General features: G+C 63.9%; 21 protein-coding genes and 1 tRNA gene. 13 read left to right on the plus strand and 9 right to left on the minus strand.

Annotation, left to right across the window (positions count from 1 at the left end):
- The first annotated feature begins 95 nt into the window (after positions 1-95).
- From HMPREF3151_RS11770 to HMPREF3151_RS03420, 3 genes are all read left to right on the plus strand, one after another.
- The gene (locus HMPREF3151_RS11770) at positions 96-1,505 is read left to right on the plus strand and encodes an asparagine synthetase B family protein (protein WP_141741297.1); all 1,410 of its coding nucleotides are present in this window, start codon (positions 96-98) and stop codon (positions 1,503-1,505) included.
- A 600-nt stretch (positions 1,506-2,105) separates the two neighbouring features.
- Positions 2,106-7,196: a lamin tail domain-containing protein gene (locus tag HMPREF3151_RS03415; protein ID WP_083290161.1), complete on the plus strand. Its 5,091-nt coding sequence runs from the start codon at positions 2,106-2,108 to the stop codon at positions 7,194-7,196.
- Between the two features lie 66 nt (positions 7,197-7,262).
- On the plus strand, positions 7,263-8,189 hold the full coding sequence (locus tag HMPREF3151_RS03420; protein ID WP_070473599.1) for an ornithine cyclodeaminase family protein: 927 nt from the start codon (positions 7,263-7,265) through the stop codon (positions 8,187-8,189).
- 119 nt (positions 8,190-8,308) lie between these two features.
- Here HMPREF3151_RS03420 and HMPREF3151_RS03425 read toward each other — a convergent pair whose 3' ends face one another.
- The 4 genes from HMPREF3151_RS03425 to HMPREF3151_RS03440 form a co-directional block, all read right to left on the minus strand.
- Positions 8,309-9,358: an NADP-dependent oxidoreductase gene (locus tag HMPREF3151_RS03425; protein ID WP_070473515.1), complete on the minus strand. Its 1,050-nt coding sequence runs from the start codon at positions 9,356-9,358 to the stop codon at positions 8,309-8,311.
- 154 nt (positions 9,359-9,512) lie between these two features.
- Positions 9,513-10,091, minus strand: a complete 579-nt coding sequence (locus tag HMPREF3151_RS03430; protein ID WP_070473517.1) for a PIN domain-containing protein — start codon at positions 10,089-10,091, stop codon at positions 9,513-9,515.
- 36 nt (positions 10,092-10,127) lie between these two features.
- Positions 10,128-10,568, minus strand: coding sequence for a helix-turn-helix domain-containing protein (locus HMPREF3151_RS03435; protein ID WP_070473519.1), 441 nt, complete (start codon positions 10,566-10,568; stop codon positions 10,128-10,130).
- A gap of 149 nt (positions 10,569-10,717) precedes the next feature.
- Positions 10,718-10,790 (minus strand) — tRNA-Asn (locus HMPREF3151_RS03440).
- Between the two features lie 133 nt (positions 10,791-10,923).
- Between HMPREF3151_RS03440 and HMPREF3151_RS03445 the strand changes: the two genes are divergently transcribed.
- Together HMPREF3151_RS03445 and HMPREF3151_RS11540 are read left to right on the plus strand one after the other, a co-directional pair.
- Positions 10,924-11,187: a hypothetical protein gene (locus HMPREF3151_RS03445; RefSeq protein ID WP_141741299.1), complete on the plus strand. Its 264-nt coding sequence runs from the start codon at positions 10,924-10,926 to the stop codon at positions 11,185-11,187.
- Positions 11,188-11,214: 27 nt separating this feature from the next.
- Entirely contained in the window at positions 11,215-11,850 is a 636-nt protein-coding gene (locus tag HMPREF3151_RS11540; protein ID WP_083290163.1) for a hypothetical protein, read from the plus strand.
- Positions 11,851-12,310: 460 nt separating this feature from the next.
- On the opposite strand, the gene HMPREF3151_RS03455 is transcribed toward HMPREF3151_RS11540, so the two are convergent.
- Together HMPREF3151_RS03455 and HMPREF3151_RS03460 are read right to left on the minus strand one after the other, a co-directional pair.
- Positions 12,311-12,940 carry a hypothetical protein gene (locus HMPREF3151_RS03455; RefSeq protein ID WP_070473523.1) on the minus strand — a complete coding sequence of 210 codons (630 nt, stop codon included), beginning with the start codon at positions 12,938-12,940 and terminating at the stop codon, positions 12,311-12,313.
- Positions 12,941-13,100: 160 nt separating this feature from the next.
- The gene (locus HMPREF3151_RS03460) at positions 13,101-14,657 is read right to left on the minus strand and encodes an AbgT family transporter (protein ID WP_070473525.1); all 1,557 of its coding nucleotides are present in this window, start codon (positions 14,655-14,657) and stop codon (positions 13,101-13,103) included.
- 156 nt (positions 14,658-14,813) lie between these two features.
- Between HMPREF3151_RS03460 and HMPREF3151_RS03465 the strand changes: the two genes are divergently transcribed.
- From HMPREF3151_RS03465 to HMPREF3151_RS03495, 7 genes are all read left to right on the plus strand, one after another.
- Positions 14,814-15,482 (plus strand): DUF4230 domain-containing protein, encoded by a 669-nt coding sequence (locus tag HMPREF3151_RS03465; protein ID WP_246815189.1) that lies wholly within the window; start codon positions 14,814-14,816, stop codon positions 15,480-15,482.
- Positions 15,483-15,512: 30 nt separating this feature from the next.
- Positions 15,513-16,157: a hypothetical protein gene (locus HMPREF3151_RS03470; RefSeq protein WP_070473527.1), complete on the plus strand. Its 645-nt coding sequence runs from the start codon at positions 15,513-15,515 to the stop codon at positions 16,155-16,157.
- A 130-nt stretch (positions 16,158-16,287) separates the two neighbouring features.
- Entirely contained in the window at positions 16,288-17,085 is a 798-nt protein-coding gene (locus HMPREF3151_RS03475) for a serine hydrolase domain-containing protein (RefSeq protein ID WP_070473529.1), read from the plus strand.
- A gap of 332 nt (positions 17,086-17,417) precedes the next feature.
- Entirely contained in the window at positions 17,418-18,860 is a 1,443-nt protein-coding gene (locus HMPREF3151_RS03480) for a uridine transporter UriT (protein WP_070473531.1), read from the plus strand.
- A complete protein-coding gene (locus HMPREF3151_RS03485) occupies positions 18,853-19,851 on the plus strand; it encodes a uridine-preferring nucleoside hydrolase UriH (RefSeq protein ID WP_070473533.1) in 999 nt (332 codons plus the stop codon). Before HMPREF3151_RS03480 ends, HMPREF3151_RS03485 begins: the two co-directional genes overlap by 8 nt.
- Before the next feature lie 170 nt (positions 19,852-20,021).
- Positions 20,022-20,837, plus strand: a complete 816-nt coding sequence (locus HMPREF3151_RS03490) for a trimeric intracellular cation channel family protein (RefSeq protein WP_070473535.1) — start codon at positions 20,022-20,024, stop codon at positions 20,835-20,837.
- 41 nt (positions 20,838-20,878) lie between these two features.
- A complete protein-coding gene (locus HMPREF3151_RS03495) occupies positions 20,879-21,721 on the plus strand; it encodes a trimeric intracellular cation channel family protein (protein WP_070473605.1) in 843 nt (280 codons plus the stop codon).
- Here HMPREF3151_RS03495 and HMPREF3151_RS03500 read toward each other — a convergent pair.
- The 3 genes from HMPREF3151_RS03500 to HMPREF3151_RS03510 form a co-directional block, all read right to left on the minus strand.
- Positions 21,706-22,155: a hypothetical protein gene (locus HMPREF3151_RS03500; RefSeq protein ID WP_070473537.1), complete on the minus strand. Its 450-nt coding sequence runs from the start codon at positions 22,153-22,155 to the stop codon at positions 21,706-21,708. The two genes, HMPREF3151_RS03495 and HMPREF3151_RS03500, sit on opposite strands and share 16 nt — an antisense overlap.
- A 63-nt stretch (positions 22,156-22,218) precedes the next feature.
- On the minus strand, positions 22,219-22,572 hold the full coding sequence (locus HMPREF3151_RS03505) for a hypothetical protein (RefSeq protein ID WP_070473539.1): 354 nt from the start codon (positions 22,570-22,572) through the stop codon (positions 22,219-22,221).
- Between the two features lie 150 nt (positions 22,573-22,722).
- On the minus strand, positions 22,723-23,595 hold the full coding sequence (locus HMPREF3151_RS03510; RefSeq protein WP_210383709.1) for a DUF4352 domain-containing protein: 873 nt from the start codon (positions 23,593-23,595) through the stop codon (positions 22,723-22,725).
- A gap of 160 nt (positions 23,596-23,755) precedes the next feature.
- Between HMPREF3151_RS03510 and HMPREF3151_RS03515 the strand changes: the two genes are divergently transcribed.
- The gene (locus HMPREF3151_RS03515; protein ID WP_070473541.1) at positions 23,756-24,673 is read left to right on the plus strand and encodes a DMT family transporter; all 918 of its coding nucleotides are present in this window, start codon (positions 23,756-23,758) and stop codon (positions 24,671-24,673) included.
- Positions 24,674-24,681: the final 8 nt, after the last annotated feature.

Here is a 24,681-nt window from a genome sequence, read left to right on the forward strand (position 1 = left end):
CGAAACTCTAGTAATTTACGAGCCTATTCCCAGTGCGCGCAAAGTGTGGCGTCTACTGTTTCCTTAAATTTCCGCTGATCGCGAAAGGAAGAGACATGACCGAGCCGTATAGCCCATCAAGAGCTGAGGTTCCGAGAGGGTTTGTTTTGTCCGACTTGGACATAGCCCCGCCTAAGGGATTTTCCAGTGTGGAAGTGCTACCGAACCTCTATGTGACTGCTGACCAGGAGATTTCTACAGCATCATCTGATGGACTGGTGGTCGTCGTTCTTGGGCTGGCAATCAGCCATTCGGTCTCGTCGGTGGCTGAGTATTTACTCGAGAGCCTGAGAGAGGGAGAAAGTCAGTTTTTCTCCCGATTGGGGGAGACCGCTGGGCGTTATGTAGTATTTTTCGGCAGTAGCACCAACCTAAAGGTGGTTTCGGACGCCACAGCAAGCCGGAGCATTTTCTATCGGGAGTCCGGAGGCCTGGTAGCTAGTCATGCGTATTTGGTCAGTGCATTAGAGCCCAAAAGTAAACGGGTCTCATTGCCTTTCGGTAATGGATTTCCCGGCAATTTCACCCCGTTTGAAGGCGTTAAAATCCTGACCGCGAACTTCGTCTTGGATGTAAATAGCGGCAGGATAAATCGTTATTGGCCAATTAACGTAGCTAGAAAAAAGGCTGCCGATCCGGGAACCGAAATCTTAGAGCTCGTAACCGATAACCTGAAACAGATGGCTAAGGGCAGGCGGGTGAAGTTAGCGCTAACCGCGGGAATTGACTCCCGGTTAGTGCTAGCCTGTGCCCTTTCTTCGGGCATCGATTTTGAAGCGTTTACTTACGGTAAACCGTCAGGTGGTGTACGAATCGACCACTTAGTGGCTGCCGAGATAGCACGGAAATTTGGAATTGCACATACAAGTGTTGAAGCTGTTCGGTCTCATCCGGACCTTCTTGCTGCTGTGAATCGTGCTAGCTACACACGCAATCATATTAAAGCGGTACAGGGGCTCGCGGCGTATTTCGGCGACAATTCGACTATTGGGCTGAACGGAAATCTGCTTGAATTGGGGCGCGATCATTACGAGCTTGCACGGGAGCTGTCGGAGCAGTTCGAAGGGGCGGAACTTGCTACTGAGATCTACTGGAGAAAACTTCCAAAACGCTTTCGGGATAACATAAGTGCCAACCGCGGCATCGAAGCATATAAAAAGCAAATATTCGAATATTTTGAGGCTTGGCTGTCTGAGATTGGTGGGTTCCAAGGGGGATACTACCCCGCACACTCCCAATTCTACTGGGAGCATCGTATGGCATCTTGGAATGGTCCGTTTTCCATAGAGCGCGATTTCTACTGCAACTTCGTGGTCCCCTTTAATAGCCATCGTATTTTCGAGCTTTTTTGGGATTACTCGGAAGTTGCTCGGCGTAACCGTGAGCCCCACACGCAACTTATCGAGAAGGTCGACCAGCATTTGCTCGATATACCAATCAACCCTCGCGTATGGCCCTTGGCCTAGTGGACTGGGAACTATTCAGGCTCGAAAGACTGTTTGGGAATTGGTTGTGTGGGCAACTCTTGTCCCACACCTGCGAATTCCAGATGTGCTGGTCCTGTTTTCTGTGTTTAATGCGATTTGATGCAATCTCGGAACGATTCCTATGAGAATTGGCTAGTGATCTTCCGGTGCCCTCTCACGGGGCTAGGCGGGTGGACCATGGATCAGCAGTGGGAAGTGGGCGAGATCTGATGACTTGACTGCCTTTTCTGCGTGCATGGCATGGGTGCGCGGGAGTTGTGTTGTGGAAACGTTTCGTGGTTGCTGCCCCGTTGAGGCTGGGAACTGTGCGCTGGCTTAAAACGAGATCGACTATCTGCTTGGTTATGGGCTACAACCAACTATTCCGACAATCTAAAGCGGTACTCTCTAGCTTCCCGTTGGCATCGCTAGCGGTGCATGCCCGGCACGGGAATGCGCTTGAAGTATTGCGCGAAGCCGTCTAGGAGAATTAAGTTAATTCACATTTCACCTTAAGGTAATCGCAGGTTCCCACTTCGCCTATAAGTTCCATTGCATGCGCCCCAGAAAGGGGCGCAACGTATTGCTAAGGAACTAAAAATGGGAATTCGAAAACGGGCGGTGCGTGGTTGCACTGCTCTTGTGTCCAGCGTCGTCATCGCGCTGCCGGTCGTCGCAGCGGTGGCACCGGCAAAGGCGGCGGACGCGGCTGCGCAGCCAGGTGGCCAGGTGGTTATCAGTGAGATCGCAAACGGCGGCCCCGGCGGCTATCACGACAACTTCATCGAGGTCGCCAACTGGGGCGACGAGCCTGTGGACGTCAGCGGCTGGGAGCTGTTCCGCTGCACCGGCACGGGTTCGGTGGCGTCGGCGCCGCAGAACACGCTGCAGGGCACGATCGGCGCGGGGGAGCGGTGGCTATTCGCGCGGGAGAGCGATCAGTCCACAATCGCGGACGAGGACGTGGAGCAGCGGTACACAACCTCGCTGGCCAACGAGTCCTACGGCGCGCTGCTGCGCGATAGCTCGGGCGAGGACGTCGACGCAGTCGCGATCCAGTTCCCGGGCACCACCAACCAGGCGTGCGGCGAGGGCACCGTGCTGGCCAACACCACAGATTCCGCCGCCGGCGAGAGCTTCCAGCGCACCCAGGACACCGACGACAACGCCGCGGACTTCATCCGCGCGCCGCGCACCCCGGGTACGGAGAATGCCACAGAGCCGTCGGGGGCGCCGAAGCGCGGCGACGTGCTCATCTCCGAGGTCGCGCACACGGGCGCGGACGGGGAGGGGCTGATTGAGGTCGCTTACTTCGGCGATCAGGAGGTCGACGTCACGGATCTGCGCGTGGACGTGGTCAACCAGTTCGGGCGCCGGTTTGCGGGGTATGTGTGGGCGGGGCGGATGCCCGTCGAGAAGCTTGGGCCCGGAGAGGCTGTCGTGGTGCCGCGTGATGAGGGCGGGCGCGACTTCACTGAGGGCGCCGCGGGCGTGGTGCTGTACGACGCCTCCGGTGCCGTCTGGGACCGCGTCGCCTGGGCGGACAATCAGGACTCCGCGGCTGCGGACGGCACGCCGCTGCCGTACGTCAGCCTGGACGCCGCGGGCGGCGTCTCCTACCAGCGCACCGCCAACACCGGCGACAACGCGTCGGACTTCGTGGCGGCGAAGCGCACCCCGGGCGCGATCGAGGTGGGCAAGCCCGCCGAGGAGCAGACGCCCGAATACACGCACGAGGAGCCGCACACCACCGGTGGGGCGAACGTGCTGGTCTCGGAGATGACCAACACCGGCCCGGACGGCAACGGCGACATCTTCCTCGAGCTGCAGAACTACGGCGACGCGCCGCAGGACATGACCGGCTGGTCCGTGTACCGCTGCATCGGCACCGGCGTGCGCGCGTCCGTGCCGCAGGTGTCCGCCGAACAGCTGGACGGTGTGGTGCTTGAGCCCGGTCAGCGTTTCACCGCGGGCCGGTCGGGGCAAGCGGGCACGGACATCCGCGCAGCGCAGGACACCACGTTCGACATCTCCTTTGCCACCCAGTACGGCCTGCTCGTTTTCGACCAGGACGGCAAGATCGTGGACCGCGTCGGCTCCGCACGCGAGGACGTGGAGAGCTTCTGTGCCATGGGCCAGCCACTTCCCGGTGTGCTCAACGGACTGCATGGGCAATCCTGGCAGCGCGTGGACATCACGGGCGATGACCGCCGGGATTTCATTGTGGCGGAGAGGACCCCTGGGCGTCGCAACGCAGAGGCCCCGCAGCACCAGCGCGTGGATTCGCCGGTGAAGATCACCGAGGTCACCAACGGCGGCCCGGGCGGTGCCGGCGATAACTTCTTCGAACTGACCAACACGGGCGATGCGCCTGTAGACGTCACCGGGTGGCAGGTCTACCGCTGCACCGGCACCGGGCGCGTGTACGACGGCATGCTGCAGCTCAATCTGCCCGACGGCGAGATGGCGCCGGGCGAGGTGTTCACCGCCACGCGCACCGGAGCGGACTCCACGGTGGAGGACCCGGACGCGACCTACGGCACCTCCTTCAACGCTGTCGATGGCTTCGGTCTGATGGTGGTGGACAAGGACCGCAACGTCGTGGACTCCGTCGGCGTGTTCGACCGCGTCGATTCCCCGTGCGCGGCGGGCGAGCCTTTGAGCGACACGCTCGATTTCGCCTCCGGCGAGTCCTACCAGCGCGTCGCGTTTACCGGCGACAACGCCAAGGACTATGTCCGCGCGATTCGCACCCCGGGCAAGTACGACCCGGACGTCGAGGCCATTGAGGTGCAAAAGCCCAAGATGGGTGATGTGGTGATCAACGAGATCGCCGCCGGCCGCCCGGATGACAAGGGTGGGCAGAAGGCGCAGTATATCGAGATCATCAACAACGGCTCCACGCCCGCGGATCTGTCCGGGCTGCGCGTGGACTACTGCGCTGCCGACGGGCGCCGCATGCTGGAGCCGGCAGCGGTGGTGCCGGACGGGTTCTCGCTGGCCCCGGGCGGCGTGCTCACCGTCGCGCGGCCGGAGGCGGGCGTGAAGGATGCGCTTGCCACCGACGCCACCTTCCAGCAGGAGGGTTACGGTGCCACAATCACGGATGCCGCAGGCACGCTTCTCGACGCCGTCGGTGTCTACTACGACGACGTAGGCAAAGTGACAAACGCACCGGAGGGCCCCTGCTCCTCCGCCGGCGTGCCGCTGGATCGCCGCATGCGGTTTACCTCCATCGAGGAGGCGCAGAAGCACGATTACGCCTGGCACCGTGTGCAGTCCACCGGCAACAACTGGGCGGACTTTGACACCGCGCCGGCCACTCCGGGCTCGGCGGACGGCCCGGAATACCGCGACGTGACCAAACCCGTGGAGGGCTCACTCGATCCGGTCGAGGTCGAGCGCGCAACCCGCACCGGGGTGCCTTCGCTTTCCGACGGCACGCCCCTGACCGCCACCGGCACCTCCGACGCCGACGTGACGGCGTTCGGCGCGAAGACGGCGGCAATCGACTGGTCGAAGTCCGCAGGCTTCATCGGTGCCTCCCCGCAGGCGGCGCTGGAGCAGCGGGTGGGCGAGGGCGAGACCCGCGCCGCGGACGTCCGCAAGATGGACCAGGCGCAAGACACCGGCCGCGCGTTCCCGTACCAGCGCTTCGAGCTGGCGGTGGAGCGCCCCGAGGACAGTGTGGTCTCGATTGCGTGGCGCGGCCACTCCCGCGACCGCCACGAGCTGCAGATGTACTTCTACAACCACACTGTTGGCCAGTGGCAGCGCGTGGACACCGCGGCGGGGGAGGACGGCGGCGAGGTCACCCTGGTGGGCACCGGTGCTGTTGCTGATTTCTACCGCGACGGCACCGTGGACGTGCTGGTCCAGGACGGCAAGCGCGTGGCGGATCCGTTCAGCGACTCCAACGGCGAGACGAACCAGATGTTCAAGACGCCTGGCGAGTACGACCTCGCCATCGCGCACGTGACGGATTCGCAGTACCTCACCGAGCAGAACCCGGCGTCGTATACCCAGATGATCGCGTGGTTGGCCGCGAACAAGGACGCGCGCGACATCATCGCTTCCGTGCACACCGGCGACGTGATCCAGAACTGGCTGCGCGGCAATCAGGAGCCGGACCGTGCGGTGCTGGAGTTTGAGCGGGCCTCCGAGATCATGAAGATCTTCGAGGACGCCGGCATGCCCTACGGCATCCTGCCGGGCAACCACGACAACGTGTGGGGCGCATCCAACGAAATGTTCAACGAGTACTTCCCGGCCTCGCGCTACGAGTCCAACCCCTGGTGGGGCGGGCACGGCCCGGACGGCAACGCGTCGAACTTCTTCACCATGGAGCGCGACGGCGCGAAGTTCCTCTTCCTGCAAATGGGCTTCGACTCCTCCGAGGAGGAGATCGACTGGGCGGACAAGGTCATCGCGGACCACCCGGACCACAACGTGATCTTCTCCACCCACGAGTACCTGCGCCCCGAGGAGGACGCCCGCTCGAACCCGGACAACGGCCGTTGGACCGCCCAGGGCGACCTACTTTTCGAGCGTCTTGTCAAACCCCACTCCAACGTCGTCCTGGTCTTCTCCGGCCACCTGCACGGTGTTCGCCAGCGCATCACCGAGCGTGAGGACGGCACCCACGTCATCGAGACCGTCGCCGACTACCAGTCCTACGAGGAGGACGGCGCCCGCGACGCCCTGTACACGCGTCTGTACCAGTTCGACCTGGACTCCGGAAAGGTCGCGGCCAACGCGTACTCGCCGCGCCTGCAGTCCTTCGAGCCGTGGAAGAACGACCCGCACGATCTGGGCTACACCCCGGAATCCGACGAGTTCGTCTACGACGCCGACCTGCAGTACGACAAGCAGGTGACCACCTCCGGCATCGCCGCCTTCGGCGCACCGGTGGAGCTCGGCACCGCCCAGCTTTCCGACGGCACCGCCGCCGAATTCACCTGGGACAACCTCGAGCCAGACGCGGAGTACCTCTGGTACACCCGCGCGCAGCGCGACGCCTCCGCCGCCAGTGGCGCCTCCGCCGCCGACCCGCGCTACTCCGACTTCCGCGTCTTCACCGCCCCGGCGGAGGACGATGAGGAGGCCCCGGAGACGTCCGCACCTGAAACCCCGGCGCCCGAGACCTCGGCCGAGCAGCCCACCGCAACCGTCACCGCGACCACCACGACGTCTGTGTCCGCAGACCCGGTGACCCACACGGAGACCGTTAAGGAGACCATTAAGGAGACGGCCACGGAGACCGAGAAGGTCACCGAAACCGAGCCGGCGGTCACGCACCGCGAAACGGTGACGACCTCGACGACCGTGGTCACCCCGACCACGGTGACCTCCACCGCAAAGGAGGTCTCCACCGCGCCGAACACGACGGTGACCAAGTCCGTGCCCACCACCGTGGTCACGCCGACGACCGTCACCGCACCGACGACGGTGGAGGTGCCGACGACGGTGCCCACGACCGTCGAGAAGCAAGGCGACCGTGTCACCGAAGAGCAGTTCCCGGACGAGGTCAGCTCCGTGACCGTCGGCTCGAGCGTTACCATCACCCCGCTGGGCATCCTGCTGTCCCTGCTCGGTGCGCTGGGCGCGGTCGGCATGATCGCCGCGCTGCTCAATTACATGGGCATTAACCTGCAGGAGTACTACGAGCAGTTCCTCGACATGCTCCCGTAAACCTGGCTCCCAGGCGAGTGGATGCGGCTGCGTTGCGCCGCGTCCACTTTTTATATGCTCGTCCTCATGCGCAATTTGGGTTACGACGATGTCATGTCCGCCATCCGCCCAGGTACCGCCGTCGATGCGTTGCGGGAGGTCCTGACGGGCGGCTTCGATCCCGCCACCGACCCGCACCGCCAAAAGGTCGCGCTGCCGCACGGGGAAATGCATCTACTGCCGTCGGCGCTCGATGGCGCGGTCGGGGTGAAGGTGCTGGGGATTCAGCCGGTGGGCTCGACTGTCGATGTCCCGTTCGTGCAGGGATCCTACCTGCTCATGAGTGGCGAGACGCTGACGCCGGAGGTCGTGATGGATGCCGCGGCGCTAACGGAGATTCGCACGGCCGCGGTAGCTGTGGCTGGGGTGCTGGACCGGTTGCGGGAATCGAGTGAGCCGTTGGAGTGCGTGATTGTGGGCGCGGGTGCGCAGGGGCGGGCGCACGCGCGAACGGTTGAGGACGTGCTTGAGGGGGTGCGGGAGGTGTCGGTGACGTTTACTTCGCGGAGCGAGCCGGCGGATCTGGCCTACCCGTGGGTGAAATCGGGGAGTGCTGCGGCCGATGAAGCGTTGGGCAAGGCCGGGTTGGTTGTGACGGCGACGAGTGCGGGACAACCTGTGGTCGTCGATAGGCAATTGCGGCCCGATGCGACCGTGCTTGCCGTGGGGGCGCACACGGTGGACACGCGGGAGTTGCATGAAGATGTGCTGCACGGCGCACAGGTGATCGTGGAAGATGTGGAGGCTGCGCAGCGGGAGGCCGGCGATGTGGCGATCGCGGTGGAGAAGGGGGCGCTTGCGTGGGACGACGTGGTGACGATGGCTGAGGTCGTGCGCGGGGAAGTGACGCTGGATCCGGCGCGGCGGGTGGTGTTTAAAGCCGTCGGGATGCCGTGGGAGGACCTGGCGGTGGCGACGGCTGTCGCCGGGCAGATCCAAACGGGGTCTAGGTGAGCGCTCTAGGGTGTGACCAGTTCTTCGGCTTAGAAGCCGGTGGGGTGGGGTGTGCCGTCGTTAAGCGTCCAGTGCTTAGCTGCCGTAACGGCCATAAGAACCTTGGTCATTGGGTCCTCTTAAAACTTGACGATCATCTTGCCGGTGTTGCCGCCCTCGAACAGTTCGAGGAATGCGGCCGGCATGTTGTCGATGCCCTCGCGCACCGTGGTTTCGAACGTGATTGAGCCGTCGACGACCAGCGGGGCGATCTTCTCCTGGAACTCCTTGGCAAGGTGGGAGTACTGGCCCACCACGAACCCGCGCAGCGTGAGGCATTTGCCGATGGACAGGCCCAGATTCCGCGGCCCCGGCGCCGGTTCCGTGTCGTTGTACTGCGCAATGGCCCCGCACATGGCGATGCGGCCGAACGTGTTCGCGTTCTGGATCGCGGCCTCGAGGTGGTCTCCGCCGACGTTGTCGAAGTAGACGTCGATGCCCTCCGGCGCTGCCTTGGCCAGCTGGCCGCTCACGTCGCCGTCCTTGTAGTTGAACGCCTCGTCGAAGCCGATGTTTTTGAGGTATTCGATTTTCTCCGCGGAGCCCGCGGACCCGATCACCTTCGCAGCGCCGAGGTGCTTCGCAATTTGTCCCGCGGCCGAGCCCACGGCACCTGCGGCGCCAGAGATGAACACGACGTCGCCCTCTTTCATCTCGCCGACGGCGGTCAGACCGACGTAGGCGGTCAGACCCGTCAGGCCGAGGATGCCCAGGTACGCTTCGGCCGGCGCGATGGTGGTGTCGATCTGCTCCGCCTCGTCCTCGTTCAGGACGGCGTGTGTGCGCCACCCGGCGAAGTGCCGGACCGTGTCGCCCGCTTTGAACTTGCTGGAGCGGGACTCGGTGACTGTGCCGATCGCGGTGCCGTTGAGTGGTTCATCGATCTGGAACGGCTCGATGTAGGACTCCACGTCGTTCATCCGCCCGCGCATGTAGGGGTCGACGCTGGAGAACGTGTTCTCGACGAGGACCTCGCCGTCGGAGAGCTCTGGCAGCTCCACCTCTTCGAGACGGAAGTTCTCGCTTGTTGGTGCCCCATTCGGGCGGGAGGCAAGGACCCATTGCTTCGCTGCAGTCACGCTGTGCTCCTTAGTCGTTGTTCTCTCGATGTTCGGCCTTTGCCGGGACATCGGGTGGAACGTCGGGAGGGCGGTTGCTATTCCTGATTTACAGTCTCTTCAGGACTGCGGCGACACTGGGGAATTGCGCCCTGATGCGACCTTGCTTGCCGTGGAGCGCGCACGGTGGACACGCGGGGCTGGATGCGGCGCGGCGGGTGGGCAGCTACTGCTGAAGGGCAATCTGCCCTAACGCCAGCTTCACCCGGTCTGCGAAACTGGGGCACCCTGCACGCTGCAGTGCAACATGGAGCGGGTCTTTCACGACGCCCGGCCGCGAGTAATACTCAAATTGGTCCGCGACCGCGTCGATGAATCCTGGTTGGTTGGAATCGGCGACAAGATTGAAGAAATCGTCGCTATTGACGATTTCGTACTGTTCCTCGTCGGGACGCGAGGTGAAATCATCCGGCCGGTTGTCGGTGAGGATGTAATGCACGTTTCCCGACACCGCAGCAGCATGAACGTGGAAATCCCCCGAATCAGCTCCGCTGAAGCCGTAGTCGCCATCTGGTGCGACAACCGTGTCGTCGATAAGAGCCTCCATCATTTTGAATCGACGCTCGATCGCAGACCCGGACCACTCGGGATGCTTCTTACGCATGGCGCGTATCGCTTCAGCTTGGATGTCGCGGGTCCACAGGATTGAAAACATGCCACGGTTGCATTTGCGTAAATGAAAGAGCCAGTCTGTCAGAATCCGACTGGCCAAGACATTGGCATCGACGAGCACCCGTTGTGTCACGACTACGACCTTATTTGTGGAACGGCAACAGCGAGGCTAATCGGTTAGTGGACCGAAAGATTCAAGATCAAAGGACCGGAGTCTTTCGAACGCCTCATCCTGCTCCTTTGCTAGCTGGCTCTTGAGGGAGAGTACGTCGTCTCGGTGAAAACGGGTATGTGTTCCGACTTTAAAGCTGTCGATCCTGCCGGCCCTTGCCCACTTCATCAAGGTCGGTCGCGAGATTCCCAGCACGTCCGCGGCAGAAGTGCTTGTCAGCTGTTCCGGCATTCGGGTGATCGCGACTTCGCCAGCCTCCGTGAGAGCTCTAATCGCTGCAAGTACGGTTGCCTGCACACGCTCGGGGAGGTCGACCTGGTTGCCATCCTTGTCAAGAACTGCGATGTCAGCGTCCTCGGGCATCCGCAGGGCTTCGAATGCAGCCGTATCTTCAGTGCTCAGAACAATGGCGCTTGAGGAAGATAGGGTGGCAGTCATTTGAGCCTCCTTTTTGCCGTGGAGGTTGAAGCGTATTGGATTTCACTTGTAAGTGCAATGGGGCTGAATCGGGTTTGCCCCTATTCGGGGAGTGGAAACGAGGGGGTGGAAATGCGAAAAAGGAGCCCCTTGCGGGCTCCTTCGTTTTGCTCCTCCAACTGGGCTCGAACCAGTGACCCTTCGATTAACAGTCGAATGCTCTGCCAACTGAGCTATGGAGGAATATGTTGCCGTTGCTCTCGCTGTGCAACGAGATGTAACAATAGCGTGGGTTGGTTGTGTTGCCCAAATCGGCAGGTTAGGTGATGTTTTCGGCCGTGGTTATGTGGCCGAGTTTTGGGGTAGGGTTTCGGACATGTTGATTCCGATAGGTGGATTCCGGGCAAACGCCGTCGCGTGGGGGCTCGCGGGCTTTGGCGTGGTGTGCCTGTTGTCGGCGAACCGGCTGGCGGATTGGCGGGCACTGACGTTTTTGGGGCTGGCGCTGGTCGTTCCGAGCGTCGTTTGGCTGGCTGCGGACAAGTGGTTCTCGCGGCCACGCGGGGTGCTGTGGTGGGTTTTGGTTGCCGCTGCTGTCGCGCTCGGGGTGTGGGGAATTGCGCTGTTCCCCTCGAAGTGACGGGTATAACGCGATAAAGTGGCGGGCATGAAGAAACCGATGCTTGCACTCGGCGTCGCCGCCGCAGTCACCACCTCCGCCGTCATTGCGCCTGCCACCTTCGCTGAAGAGGGCGCGAACACTACCGAAACGGGTTCCTCTGCGGATTCGGGGGAGGCCGAAGGTTCGTCGTTAAGCACGGGCGCAATTATCGGCATCACGCTCGGCGTGCTGGCCGCAGTGGGCGCCGGCGGGTACTTCGCGGTGCAGCAGGGCTTGCTGGAGCTGCCCGAGGGGCTGGACCCGGCGGCGGCTGCGGGACTTTCCTCGCTGGTGCCGGCGCTCGCGATCCCGGGGCTTACCAAGAAGGACAATGGCGCGGCTGCTGGTGGCTCTTGCGCGCCGCAGGCGTTTGACGCGGTGGTGCCGGAGTGGCCGCACTTCACTGGCACTGACGTGATTTTCTGCGACGGCAAGTGGGCCATTGCGGGTGCGAACCAGACGGACTGGATCCTGTACTTCAAGAACTCCAACGGCAAGTGGGCCGTGATCCCGACCGCGGGCACGAAGCAGACCGGGATGCAGCGCGGGTGCTACAACGGGCTGACTCTGCGCGAGCAGGGAGCGCCGGAGGAATTCATGCGCCAGGCGCCGATTTGTACGCCGGCGGAGATTGGGAAGTAGGTCCTCGGGGGGGGGTGCGGGCGCTTGGGGCGCTGAGGGGGAGTTGAGCCGGGAGCGGGTTGTGTCGCTCCCGGCTTTTCTTTTGGGGTCGCAGTGGACCAGTGTTGCGCTGGGGTCGCAGTGGACCAGTGTTGCGCGATTTTGGCGTATAGACGAAAACCTGAATTCAGGGTCGGCAGAGGCCGCTCAGAGTGGTGCTTGTGGCTGATGTGGTAGAAATCTGTCCCTCCGATTCAGGCTAAATGCGACGGAAGTTGGTGCGCGATCCCGACCGCCGGCACGAAGCAGACCGGGATGTATTGCGGTGCTACAGCGGCTTGACTCTGTGCGAGCAGGGTGCTTTGGAGAGGTTCACGCGCCAGGCGCCGATGTGCGCGCCGGCGGAGATTAGGAAGTAGGTTTTCTTCCGCAGATACGAAAGTGCCCCACCTCGTTCGAGATGGGGCATTGCGCTATTTGCTTACTTCAGCGTCGGAGTGAGCATTGCGAGGCCGTTCGAGTCGACCTCCCTCTTATCGTCCACTTTGTCCACGGCGTACATGACAATTTTGACGCGGCCACCGCCGCGGATGTCGGCGCTACGCTTCTTGGCGTCTCCCGGCTTCACAGTAACGCGATCGCGCAGGCCGTCATTGAGGTAGACCTCGATCACGCCGACACCACCAGAGTTCGGGATGTTGGAAGCCCACGCAGCGGTGTAATTCAGCGTCGAGTACTTCTTGTCCACATCAAACGTCGATTTATTATAACTACCTGCGTTCGTGGAGAGCAGCGACATCGGGTAGTCCTTCCCGTTGAAGGTCACACCAACACCAGACTGCATTCTGTATATGCGGTCGCGGTGGGTGTGCAGGTACTTCGGGTTGGCGAACTCCGGCTTGGAGTAGTCGCCGGAGTTACCCGGCTTCGACGGGGCGGACGGGGAGGAGTTGCCGCCACCGTTGTTGCTGGAGCTACCACCCAGTTCCGGGGCGACGGCGCCAAGGATCACGCCAAGGGCGGTGATGATCGCCAGTACAGAGCCGACGATTTGGGGCAGCAAGTTCTGGAAGTCGCGGAGCTGACGCTCGAGTTCTTTTGCGTTAGGCACGGAGCACTCCTTTGCAGGATTCGTGGAAGATTCTGACAATAGAATCTAAGCATGTGCCAAGCTGCTTTGCAGGGGATTGGGTGACGGGTCTCGCCGGAGGTACGTCGATAAGCAAAAGGCCCGGCTGTACGGACGCAACCGGGCCTTCACCGCCAACGAGCTACACCTGGTAGCCCATCGGGGAGCCCGGGCCGAGGGGGATGCCCAGGGCGTACCAGATCATGAAGAAGATGAACCAGCCCACCAGCATGCTCACCGCGTACGGCAGCGCCAGCGACATCAGGGTGCCCACGCCGGCCTTCTTGTAGTACTTCTGCAGGAACGTCAGCGCCAGGGCGAAGTAGGGCGACATCGGGGTGATGATGTTCGACGGCGAGTCGCCGATGCGGTAGAGCATCTGGGTGACCTCGGGGGAGACGTCCACGTACATCATCATCGGCACGACCACCGGCGCCATCAGCGCCCACTGCGCGGAGCCGGAGGTGATGAACAGGTTGATCAGCGTGACCATCAGCACGAACGCGGCAAACAGGACCACGTTGGGCAGGTCCCAGGACTGCAGCAGCTCAGAGCCCTTGATGGCGGTCCAGGGGCCCAGGTTGGACCACTGGAACCACGCCAGGAACTGGGAGACGGCGAAGAACAGCACCAGAATCGGCAGGAGGGACTCCAGGCCTTTGGCCATGAACTTCGGGATGTCGGCGGCATTGTTGATGGTGCCCACGATCAGGCCGTAGACCAGGCCGGTAGCGAAGAAGATCAGGGCGATCGGCACGGCGATGGCGCGGATCAGTGGCGACTCCATGAAGCCCTCCTCCGGCCGCGCGAATGGCGAGCCCGGGATGAACAGCAGTGCGAAGTAGGCCGCAAGTGCAACGAGGAGGGTGATGCCGGCCCAGGCCAGGCCCTTGCGCTCGAGTGGGGTCAGCGACAGGTCGTCATCGTCGGTGAGGTGGGAGTCGTTGGGCTGGTTGGAGTCGTCGAGTTGCAGTTCGTCCTCGTCGATGTGGTCGTGGTCGACAAGGTTCTCGGCCTTCTTGTCCACGAACAGTTCGGTCACCGCTGTGATGACCAGCGACAGCACCACCGCGGACGGGATGACAAAGAAGATGTTGGCGAGCGGGGAGACTTCGTAGGCTTCGTCCACCAGCTGCGCGGCGGAGGTGGAGATGCCGGCGAGCAGCAGGTCCGTGATGTTCAAGATCAGCGAGGAGTTAAAGCCTGCCGACGACGCCGCGAACGCCACCATCGCACCCACCACCGGCGAGCGGCCCACCGCGTGGAAGGCCATCGCGCCCAGCGGGATGATGATCACGTAGATGGCGTCCGAAGCCACCGAACCAGTCACGCCAGCCAGCGCGACCATGAACGTGAGCATCTTCGGGCTGACCTTGTCCACCATCGCGCGGACCATCGCCGCGAGCAGACCCGTCTGCTCCGCCACGGCCACGCCCAGCATCACCGCCAGGATCACGCCGAGTGGCGGAAAGGCGATGAAGTTCTCCACCGCGTCGGTGACCATGCGCGAGATGTTCTCACCAGTGAGCAGCGATTCGACGTGGATTTCTTCGCCGGAGGCCGGGTCGATTGCGGACAGGCCCGCCTTGCTGGCCAGCCAGGAGGACACCGCCACCACGCCGGCCAGGATCACAAATAGCCAGAACGGGTCCGGCAGTTTGTTGCCGACTTTTTCGATCCAGCCCAGAAAGCCGGACATGCCGTCTCGGTCTTGAGTCTTATCTTGGGCCTGGTCTTTAGGCTTATGGTCGGGTTTCTTGTCGGTCCTGGTTGATCCGGTCATGATGGGTCTTCCTGGTTGTCGGCAAATTGTGAGAGCCACATTACATATTCGTCACCCCGTAAGGTGAATCGCGTGAGTACTGAATTCCAAATTTCTCCCCGGCCCGCCCGCCGCGGCATAGGGGTCGCCGGCGCTGCCGCCTCGGTTGTTGCGGTGCTGGCCATCGTGGCGCTCGTGCTGGCGGTGACCCGCCCAGCGCTGCTCAATTGGCGGGAGGGGGAGGTGACGTCGACGACCATTGGGGCGTCGTTAGGCGATATTGCCCAGCTTTCTGTGGAGGAATACGTCTTCTCCGACGTGGGCAAATTCGACCAGGAAGGCCTCGAGGTGCTCGGGGTGCGCGTGCCGTTTACCGGACGGAATTTCCTGGTTACGTACGACGGGCGCGTCACCGCGGGCATCAAGGACGCCTCGCTTATCGACGTGCAGTTGGCCGACGGGAAAGTCAACGTGCAACTGCCTGAGGTGGAGGTGCTCGAATCCCACATCGACGCTGACAGCGTCAAGGTTTACGACCAAACCATGAACCCCATCAACCAACTCCGCGTCGAAGACGTCACCGGCTTCATCGCCGACCGGGAGGCCGACGCGCGGGAGAAAGCCATCGCGTCCGGGCTGTTGGACCGCGCCGGGCAGCACGCCGAGGAGCTCGTGCGCGCGCACGTGGCGGCGCTGGTGGCCGGCACGGAGTACGAGGACTACGAGGTGCGGGTTTCTCGGGGTTTGTGGAAAGGCCGGTAAGGAGGTGCCGTGCGGGGTATCTTTTTCCACATGCGTAAAACCCTCACAGCGGGCGTTATCGCCTGCGCCGCCGTTGCTGCCGTACTTCCGCCCGTCGCCGGAGCCGCCGACGCGCCTGAAGCGCCCGTCGACCCGGGCTTTTCCCGCGTCTGCGCCGTCGAGTACAACGCGGACCAGGTGCCTGCCCTGGCCGCCGGCCTTAACGCCGACGACATCCTTTACCACTCCGGTTCCCGCGCCGACGCGCTCGCGTTGTGGGCGAAGAAACAGGACGAGCTGCGCGCCGGGCTCGGCGAGAACGGCTGGGGCTCGGTGAAGCAAACCGATGATCTGCAGCTGTGGCCCGTCGAGGAGCACACCACCAGCTCCGTCATCGCCGACGACCTGACAAGCTCCAAGACCGGCGCGCCGTCCACCTTTGAGACCCCGTTCAGCGCCAACGAGGTCGCCTACGTCAAGTCCGCCGCCTCCTACACCGCGCAGCGTTTCGAGGACTGCGGCAAGGACATCAACCGCACTGCGCCGGCCGCGCCGTCGAGCCTGAATTCGGAGGTCGCGCCGGGCACCATCGCCGGCATCGTCGCCGTGGTGCTGGCGCTGCTCGGTGTTGGGGCGGCGTTCGCGGTGTCGGCAGGCATGGTCCCGGGGCTCACACTCCCGGCGCTGCCGTTCTAAGGACTCAAACCCCGAGTAAGCCCTCCCGAGTATGGCCGAAAATGGGCCGTAATAGGGATCGCTTACTAGGGGTCTGCGGGTGGGGGCGCACGCCACCCGGTCCCCGCGCGGCGCACGTAGGGTGGGCGGCATGGAGCTCGAGAAGTTTTTCAGCAACTGGCCGGTGGAGAACGTCGCGGCGGCCCTCGTCGGCGACACGGAAGCCACGTTCGGCGACCAGGACAAAGTCTTCGAACTCGCGAGCGTGACCAAGCTGCTCTCCGCGTACGCCGTGCTCATCGCGGTGGAGGAGGGGGCATTCGAGCTTGACGACGCCTCCGGTCCCCCCAACTCCACCATCCGCCACCTCCTCGCGCACGCCGCCGGGGTGGGGTTCGACTCCCGGGAGCCGCAAAAAGAACCGGGGGAGCGGCGCATCTACTCCTCGGCCGGCTACGAGATCCTGGCCGACCACCTGGAAGAGACCACCGGCATCGCGTTTGCGGACTACGCCTGCGAGGGGGTCTTCGAGCCCCTCGGCATGGATTCCACCGAAATCTACGGCTCGGCCGGCCACGGCGGGCGCTCCACCGTCGGCGACCTTTCTGCGTTCGCCTCCGAGCTCCTCTCGCCGCGTCTTCTGGACCCGTCGACGCTTGGCGAGGCCTTTTCTAACCAGTTCGGCGATTTGCGCGGCGTCGTTCCCGGCTACGGCATGCAAAAACCCTGCCAGTGGGGCCTCGGGTTTGAGATCAAGGGCGAGAAGGCGCCGCACTGGACCGGCGACGGCATGCCCGCCGACACCGTCGGGCACTTCGGTATGTCCGGGACCTACCTGTGGGTCGCGGGTGGGCAAGCGTGCGTGGTGCTGACGGACCGCGAGTTCGGCGACTGGGCCAAGCCCCTGTGGCAGGAGACCAACACCGCGCTGTGGGAGGCGCTGGGGTAGCCGCGGCGGCCGCAAACCTCCAGGGAGGTATGCGAAAAAGTCGCGTAGCCGAAAACCTGAATTCCGCGCGTTCGCATGGTGCGAGTCGCGCGAGTTTTCCCAGTGCGGACGGGTGCGCGCCGGGCCCTGCCTTCCGGCGCGGGCCCTGCCTTCCGGCGAATTCAGGTTAAGTGCGACGCGACTCAATCGGACACATTGCCCGCCCGCAAACGTGCTGGGGGTAGGGTGCGGCGGCCAGGTGGGCGTCGATAGGCAAAATGCCCCCGCATTTCGGGTGTAGCCGCCGCCTTTTTCGTGTAGGCGCGCGGCGCGCAGTGTTTTAAACTGCACGCATGACTACGACAAACACCCCGCTACCAGCAGCGGGGCAGAAGCTGCCGACCAACCAGGTCGTGCCCCTGATGACGGCGCTGCTGGTCGCCGTTTTCGCGTTCCAGCTCAACGCCTCCATGCTCGCGCCGGCGCTGCACACGATGGAGATGGACCTCAACGCCACCACCGCGCAGATCGGCATGACGCAGACGGCGTTCTTCACCGCGGCGGCCGTGTTTGCGCTGTTCATGCCGCGCTGGGGTGACCTGATTGGGCGTCGCAAGGTGCTGGTGTGGATGATGATCGGCACGGTCATCGGCTCCGTTGTCGCCGCGCTGGCCACCAACGTGACCATGCTGTTCATCGGCCGCGTGATCCAGGGCGTCTCCGGCCCGACCGTCGCGCTGACGTCGGTGATGCTGCGTCAGGCGGTGCGCGAGGAGAAGCAGTTCGCGTTCCTGGTGGGCATCCTCACCTCGGTCAACGGCGGTATCGCCGGCATTGACGCGATTTTGGGCGGCTGGCTTACCGACGCCTTCGGTTTCCGCTCCCTCTTCTGGGTCATCGGCGCCGCCGCGCTGATCGCCGTGTTCGCCGTGCAGTACGGCGTGCCGGAGACCAAGTCCGACCAGCTCCAGCCCATGGACTGGAAGGGCGTTGTCGGCCTGGTCATCGGTGCGGCCGCGGTGCTGACCGCCCTGAACATGGCCGGCGAGCTCGCCGCGGCGAACTGGTTCATGGTGATCCTCCTGCTGGTCGTCGGCGGCGCGTCCCTGGTGTGGTTCTGGCGCACCGAGAAGTCCAGCCCGCACCCGCTGATGTCCACCGACCTGCTGTCCCAGCGCCGCACCTGGGCGCTGCTGCTGACCACCACGCTGACCATGACCGGCGTGTTTGCGGTGATGAACGGCCTGGTGCCCAACCTCGCACAGGACCCGGCGGCCGGCCCGGGCATGTCCGCCGGCGTCGTGTCCTGGTGGACCCTGACCCCGTACGCCCTGGCCGGCCTGGCCATGGGCCCGATCTCCGGCTGGCTCGCGGGCCGCGTGGGCTACAAGATCATCCTGCAGATCGGCATCGCGGGTGCGGCGCTGTCTGTGCTGTTCGGCCTGGTCGTCGTGGGCAACGCCACCCACGGCATGCTGCTGGCGATGTCGCTGCTCGCTGGCATCACCTACGCCGGCATGGGCAACATCATGCTCGGCTCGCTCGGCGTCGTGCTGGCGCCGAAGCACAACCAGGGCTACCTGCCGGGGCTCAACGGCGGCGCGTTCAATCTGGGCGCCGGCCTGTCGTTCACCATCATCTTCGCCGTGTTCACCGCCACCGACGGCAGCTACCGCGCCGGCATGATCGCCGGTGCGATCCTGCTGGGCTGCGCGTTCGCGGCGTCCTTCCTCATCCCGAAGCCGTCGTCGGTGTCGGACACGATCGCCGCAGAGGACCTGGCTGCCCGTGCGTAAAATCATCCTGGACTGTGACCCCGGCCACGACGACGCCGTCGCCATCCTGCTCGCCGCCGGCAACCCGGACATCGAGCTGCTGGGCCTGACCACCGTCGGCGGCAACCACACCATCGACCACGTCACGCGCAACGCGCAGCAGGTGCTTACGGTCGCCGGTTTGCGCGATGTCCCCGTCTTTCGCGGGGTGACGAGGCCTTTGCTAAACGACGTCATCACGGCCGAAGACATCCACGGCGACACCGGCATGGAAATCCACGGCTTCGACCTTCCGGAACCTGCTGTTCCGGTGGGGGAGATCGGGGCGGTGCAGTGGATCGTCGATACGCTGATGCGCGAAGAGCCGGGGACCGTGACCCTGGTGCCCACCGGGCCGCTGACCAACATCGCCTTGGCGGCGCGCCTGGAGCCGCGGATTGTGTCGCGGGTGCGCGAGGTCGTGCTGATGGGCGGCGCGTACGGAGCCGGCAACTTCTCGCCGTCGGCGGAGTTCAACATCGCCGTCGACCCGGAAGCCGCCGCGATCGTGTTCGGCGAGGACTGGCCGGTGGTCATGGTCGGGCTGGATCTGACGCACCAGGCGCTTGCCACTCCTGAGGTGCAGGACCGTTTCCGCGCGTTGGGCACCGCCAGCGGCGACTTCCTGGCCGCGCTTGTGGACGCCTTCCGCGCCAACTACAAGGACGCCCAGGGCTTTGACAACCCGCCCGTCCACGACCCGTGTGCCGTAGCCTACGTCATCGACCCGTCGGTGGTCGAGACCGTGTCTGTGCCGGTGTCGGTGGAGCTCGCGGGCACGCTGACGCGCGGGCGCACCGTGGCGGACCTGCGCGCGTTCGGCGCGGCGCTCGCGTCCGGCGTGCCTGGTGGGGTCGCGGCTGGTGCGTCTGATGCCGCTGCCGACGCGGCCTGCAACACCTCGGTGGCGACGCGCCTAGACGTGGACCGGTTCTGGGACCTCGTCGTCGACGCCGTCGAGCGCCTGGGCTGAGGCATGCCTCCCGCCCCGTAAAACCGGCTACCTGGAACCGGTTACCCTGCGAAAATTCAGCTGGTAACCGGTCCTAGGTAGCCGGTTTATGCCATGTGGAGCAACCCCACACCGACCACCCACCAGCCACCCAGTCGCCGACCCAACCCGGAAAGCTAGCCTTGGCGCCCATGGACTTTTCTGATGACGTGGGCACTCTTTACTTTGTCCTCGAGTACACCGGTGTGTTGTTGGCGGCCACGATCGGCGGGACCGTGGCCAAGCGGATGAACTTCGACATTGTGGGGTTCGCGTTTGTAGCGTTGATTTCGTCGCTGAGCGGCGGCCTCATGCGCGACGCCATACTTAACGACGGCCCCGCCGCCGCCCTGACCAACCCCGGCTACCTGATCACCGCCACGATCGGCGGGCTGATCGCGTACTTTGCGCCCCTGCGTGGCAAACTCTGGGAGAACTTCCGGTTCTACGCGGACGTGGTCACGATCGGCGTGTGGGCGGTCGGCGGCACCATCAAGGCGCTGAACGCCGAGCTGAGCTGGGTGCCGTGCGTGCTGCTCGCCGTGATCACCGCAACCGGCGGCACCCTCGCGCGCGACATTGCGTTGCGGCAGGTGCCGTCACTGTTTACCAGTCAGAAGATGACGGTGTTCCCGGCGATCATCGCGTCGGTGATCATGCTGGTGCTCAACCGCTTCGACCTGGTGTGGGAGGGCATGCTGGCCGCCGCGATCGCCGCGCCGCTGTTTGCGTTTGCGGTGTACTTCGGCGGAGACAAGTTCTCGGCGTTTCAGACCAAGCGCATTGAGCGTCCGCTGGAGGAGAAGATCGGCGAGGCGCTGGGCGTGAACACCGACTCGCGACGCCCGGCCGAGTCCGGCAAAGAGGTGCGCAACGCGCTGGAGAGCGCCTCGGACGAGCAGCTGATCCAGGCGCTGCGCGTGATGCTGCAGAACGAGGTGCAGGAGCGCACGGAGGCCAAGACCTAAACCGGCCCCGCAGTGGCGCGAACCCTCCTACGATGGCGCGCATGTACTTCGACAACGTGCTCACCCCTGTGGGTTTTTCGTTTGCCGTGATGGATCTGATCGGCGTGTTCCTCAACGCTTTGATGGGCGGTCTGGTGGCCAGGCGGATGCGTTTCGACGCCGTCGGGTTCATGGTCATCTCCATCATCTCCGGCATGGCGGGCGGCATGATCCGCGACGCCCTGATCGGCTCCACCCCGGCGTCGGCGCTGCAGAACCCGTGGTACATCGGCACGGCGCTCGTCGGCTCGCTGGTGGCGTTCGCGCTGTCCATCGAGGGCCGCGCGTGGGAGTTGTTCCGCTTCCACGGCGACATGGTCATCGTGGGCGTGTGGGCGGTCACCGGCACGGTCACAGCGCTGCGTGCCGACGTCACGTGGTTCGGCTGCATCCTCATGGGTGTGCTCACCGCCACCGGCGGGATGGTCATCCGCGAGATGATGATTGGGCAGATTCCCAACATTCTCATTGATCGCCAGTTGTACGTGGTCCCGGCGATGGTGGCGTCGATAAGCGTGCAGCTCTTCTACGACCTCGGCTGGCAGTCGGTGGGCCTGGCCGTTTCCGCGCTGGTCGGCATCGCGCTCGGTGTGGCCGCGTACTGGCTGGATTGGTCGGTGCCGGGCGTGGAGGCGCTCGCGCCGGTGGATAACTATTTCACCCGGATGAAGCACCGGGTCGGCGGCAAGCTTCCGCCCGTTGCGTACCGGCAGCGCACCGCCAACCCGACGCTGATTTCCGCGCCGACGCGCAAGGACGTGCGCGACGAGCTCGCCGCCGTCGACGGCGACATCACCCACGAGGAGTTCATCGCCGCGCTGTACCGCGCCTACGGGTTGAAGTAGCCGTTCGGCGCGGGCCAACCGTTCGCCGCGCCCGCCCCGGGCAGCGGATCCGAGTACGGGCTGTAGCGCTGGTCGAGCTGCTCGAACTGGCGCTCCAGCTCCGTGAACTCCGCCGTGGAGCTGTCGAACTGCGAGGCCACCTGGTGTTGCACCAGCATCACGCTTAGCGCGGTGCCGAGGATCGCGGTCACCAACGCCACGGCCGGCCACAACTTCTTCGCGCCCTGCGGGAACAGTCCGACCACCCCGAGGATGAACCCGGCCTGGACCAGCGGCGCGCCGAAGGCGGCGGTGGTGGCGGAGAAAGAAAGCAGCGTGCCGAGGCCTGCGCTGGCGACGCCGATGATGCCGATGAGGTTGTCACCGGAGGCGTCGATAGGCGAAGGCTTTGGCGCTGGTGCTGGTGTTGGAGCAAACGGAAATGCAGTAGTCATAATCCCCCCTTGTTTTGGACTTGCTGGCGAGCCTAGCGCAGGGCGTCGAATCGCGCCCGGCAACTAGTTCTGCCTGGTCAATCGCCTGTGTCCGGACAGGTCTTTTTGCAACTGGCGCCACTGCTCGTCGGTGATCTCGTGGCTTTCAATCTCCGCGAGCGCAGCCTGCACCGACGGGATGGAATTCACCCCGATGCCGACGAGCGCGAGGACGACCGCAAGCCTCGGGGCGCGACCGGGCGTCGGGTGGTGCTGACGGCGCGGCTCCGAACGGACCTGCGCGAGACCGACCACGCCCATTGTCAGCGCCGTTCCCAGCAGCACGATGCCGACGAGTTTTGTGCCCGAGCTCATCGCCAGAATCGTCCCGGCGAAAGCGACAAGCGCCCCAATCGTGCCGAGCGTATTTGCGTTCATGAGTATTCCCCCTTGGTAGATCCCCCTGTACGCCTTCGGAGTGTAGCCGGGGAAGTGGCCGCGCGCTCGGCGTGAGAAGATCGGCGCATGCTGAAGAAAAGAAAAGCAGGCGCATTCTGCGCCTGCCCATAAGAGTTTTTAAGTTTCGTTCTAGTTCACCGAAACGAAACGCTTGCGTGAGAAGGGATCCGGTTCAACCGACAAAACGCCCTCGTTAGCAGTAGCTTTGTCCACCAAGAAGACCAGGTTTCCGGTGGTGCTTGCGTCCTTGTAAAGGGTGTTCCCGAGGTCGAAAGCGTCCGGAGTGATTACCGGCGCATCAAAGCTTTGAACCGTGTTTCCCTGGGGGCTCACGTACGCGACGCTTACCCACGGGCTCGAGCCCTGAGGATCGTCGCCGGTGTACTTAGCGGTGACGTTGGCCAAGACGTAGGTCTGACCGTCTGCAGGAACCTCGTTGAACTCGTTCTCGGCCAGGATCGCATCGGTCGCGTCAAGGTCGACGCTGTTGATCGTCACTTCCCATTCATCGGACGAAATGGTGCTTCCGATCGGAAGTGGGTTCTCGCGGGTAGAGCCGTCAGCAGCATCAGACGCCTGGTTAGCCGGCTGGTCGGATGCGTCATTGGAATTGTCGCTGTTGTTCGAGACCGTGGTCTCCTTGTTGAACGTGTCGTCAATTGCGCTGTCCACCACGAAAGCAAACACGACGGCAGCGACGATCGTTCCGACGATCGAGATGATCACAGCGGCGATGGCAGTGCCTTTAGCCTTGTCCTTTGGGAAGAGACCGACTAGTCCGAGAATGAAAGCAATCGGCAGCAAAATCCAACCTGCGAGGAGGATACCGGGGATGCACGACAGGATGGTGCCTAGTACCGCGCACACCAATCCGATGATGCCGATAACATTTCGGTCCTTGGCTTTCGGGGATGGGCCGTCTGCTGGCGGAGTTGTGTAGGGCTGGTTGCCCTGTTCAGCGAGCGTGGCCGGATTCTCGGGCTTGTTGTTGGTGCCGCCCACGGGGCCCGGATATGCAGTTGACATACTGATCCTTATAAGACGAATGGAGATTCCTGTGGAATCGCTGCATGGCTATCGTATTACAGGAGTCATACAGTCCCGAAATGCACTATCGGAATGCCCTTCGGTGGCGGCGCGCTCGTCGTGAGAAGATCGGCGCATGCTGTTGCTTGTGGCGCTCGCGGTAGGCGGGCTGATTCCGATCCAGACCGCGGCGAACTCGCGCCTGCGATTGAGCGTGGGCAACAAGCCGGTGGTGTCGGCGCTGGTGTCGTTCACGGTGGCGCTGCTGGTAGCCATCGTCGCGACGACCGTGTTGCAGGGCAACCCTGTGCCGCAGTTCGACGACGGTACGAGCGCACCCTGGTGGGTCTGGCTTGGCGGCGCGATGGGCGTGTGCTTCGTGCTGGGCAACATCCTGCTGTTCCCGCGTCTTGGGGCGGTGCAGACCGTGGTCCTGCCGATTCTGGGGCAGGTGGTGATGGGCATGTGCATCGACCGCTTCGGCCTGTTCGGCGCGCCCGTGCTGCCGGTGACGTGGATGCGTGTGGTGGGGGCGTTGGTGGTGCTGGCTGGCATCGTTGTGGTGCTGCGTGCGGGCAAGCGGCCGCCTATCGACGGCGACGCGACCGGCCTCGAACTCTGGCTGTTCCGCGCGCTCGGCGTCTTGGTCGGCGTGGGGTCTGCGGTACAGACTGCGGTGAACGGCTACCTGGGCACCATCGCCGGGTCGTCGCTGCACGCCGGCGAGATCAACCTGGCCGTCGGCGCGCTGTTGCTGCTGGTGGCGGTGCTGGTGACCAGCCCGCGCCAGCTGGTGCGGCGTCCGGAGCCGGGGCCGTGGTGGATGTGGGTCGGCGGCCTAGTCGGCGCGACCTTCGTGATCTCCGGCGCGACCCTGTCCCCGCTGCTGGGCACCGCCACGACCGTGATCGCCTTCAACGCCGGCACCATCGCCGCGGGCCAGGCGCTGGAGGCGCGCGGGGCGTTCGGCGCGCGGAAGAACCCGCTGACGGCGACGCGCCTGGTCGGCCTCGTGGTGATCTTCCTCGGCGTGCTGGCGGTGCGGCTGCTGTAGCCGGGGCC

This window comes from Corynebacterium sp. HMSC05H05, assembly GCF_001807265.1.
GTDB lineage: Bacteria > Actinomycetota > Actinomycetes > Mycobacteriales > Mycobacteriaceae > Corynebacterium.

Coding starts and splice junctions, on each gene's coding strand:
- HMPREF3151_RS11770 (WP_141741297.1), top strand. CDS start 96: ATGACCGAGCCGTATAGCCCATCAAGAGCTGAGGTTCCGAGAGGGTTT.
- HMPREF3151_RS03415 (WP_083290161.1), top strand. CDS start 2,106: ATGGGAATTCGAAAACGGGCGGTGCGTGGTTGCACTGCTCTTGTGTCC.
- HMPREF3151_RS03420 (WP_070473599.1), top strand. CDS start 7,263: ATGCGCAATTTGGGTTACGACGATGTCATGTCCGCCATCCGCCCAGGT.
- HMPREF3151_RS03425 (WP_070473515.1), bottom strand. CDS start 9,358: ATGTCCCGGCAAAGGCCGAACATCGAGAGAACAACGACTAAGGAGCAC.
- HMPREF3151_RS03435 (WP_070473519.1), bottom strand. CDS start 10,568: ATGACTGCCACCCTATCTTCCTCAAGCGCCATTGTTCTGAGCACTGAA.
- HMPREF3151_RS03445 (WP_141741299.1), top strand. CDS start 10,924: ATGTTGATTCCGATAGGTGGATTCCGGGCAAACGCCGTCGCGTGGGGG.
- HMPREF3151_RS11540 (WP_083290163.1), top strand. CDS start 11,215: ATGAAGAAACCGATGCTTGCACTCGGCGTCGCCGCCGCAGTCACCACC.
- HMPREF3151_RS03460 (WP_070473525.1), bottom strand. CDS start 14,657: ATGTCCGGCTTTCTGGGCTGGATCGAAAAAGTCGGCAACAAACTGCCG.
- HMPREF3151_RS03470 (WP_070473527.1), top strand. CDS start 15,513: ATGCGTAAAACCCTCACAGCGGGCGTTATCGCCTGCGCCGCCGTTGCT.
- HMPREF3151_RS03475 (WP_070473529.1), top strand. CDS start 16,288: ATGGAGCTCGAGAAGTTTTTCAGCAACTGGCCGGTGGAGAACGTCGCG.
- HMPREF3151_RS03480 (WP_070473531.1), top strand. CDS start 17,418: ATGACTACGACAAACACCCCGCTACCAGCAGCGGGGCAGAAGCTGCCG.
- HMPREF3151_RS03490 (WP_070473535.1), top strand. CDS start 20,022: ATGGACTTTTCTGATGACGTGGGCACTCTTTACTTTGTCCTCGAGTAC.
- HMPREF3151_RS03495 (WP_070473605.1), top strand. CDS start 20,879: ATGTACTTCGACAACGTGCTCACCCCTGTGGGTTTTTCGTTTGCCGTG.
- HMPREF3151_RS03500 (WP_070473537.1), bottom strand. CDS start 22,155: ATGACTACTGCATTTCCGTTTGCTCCAACACCAGCACCAGCGCCAAAG.
- HMPREF3151_RS03505 (WP_070473539.1), bottom strand. CDS start 22,572: ATGAACGCAAATACGCTCGGCACGATTGGGGCGCTTGTCGCTTTCGCC.
- HMPREF3151_RS03515 (WP_070473541.1), top strand. CDS start 23,756: ATGCTGTTGCTTGTGGCGCTCGCGGTAGGCGGGCTGATTCCGATCCAG.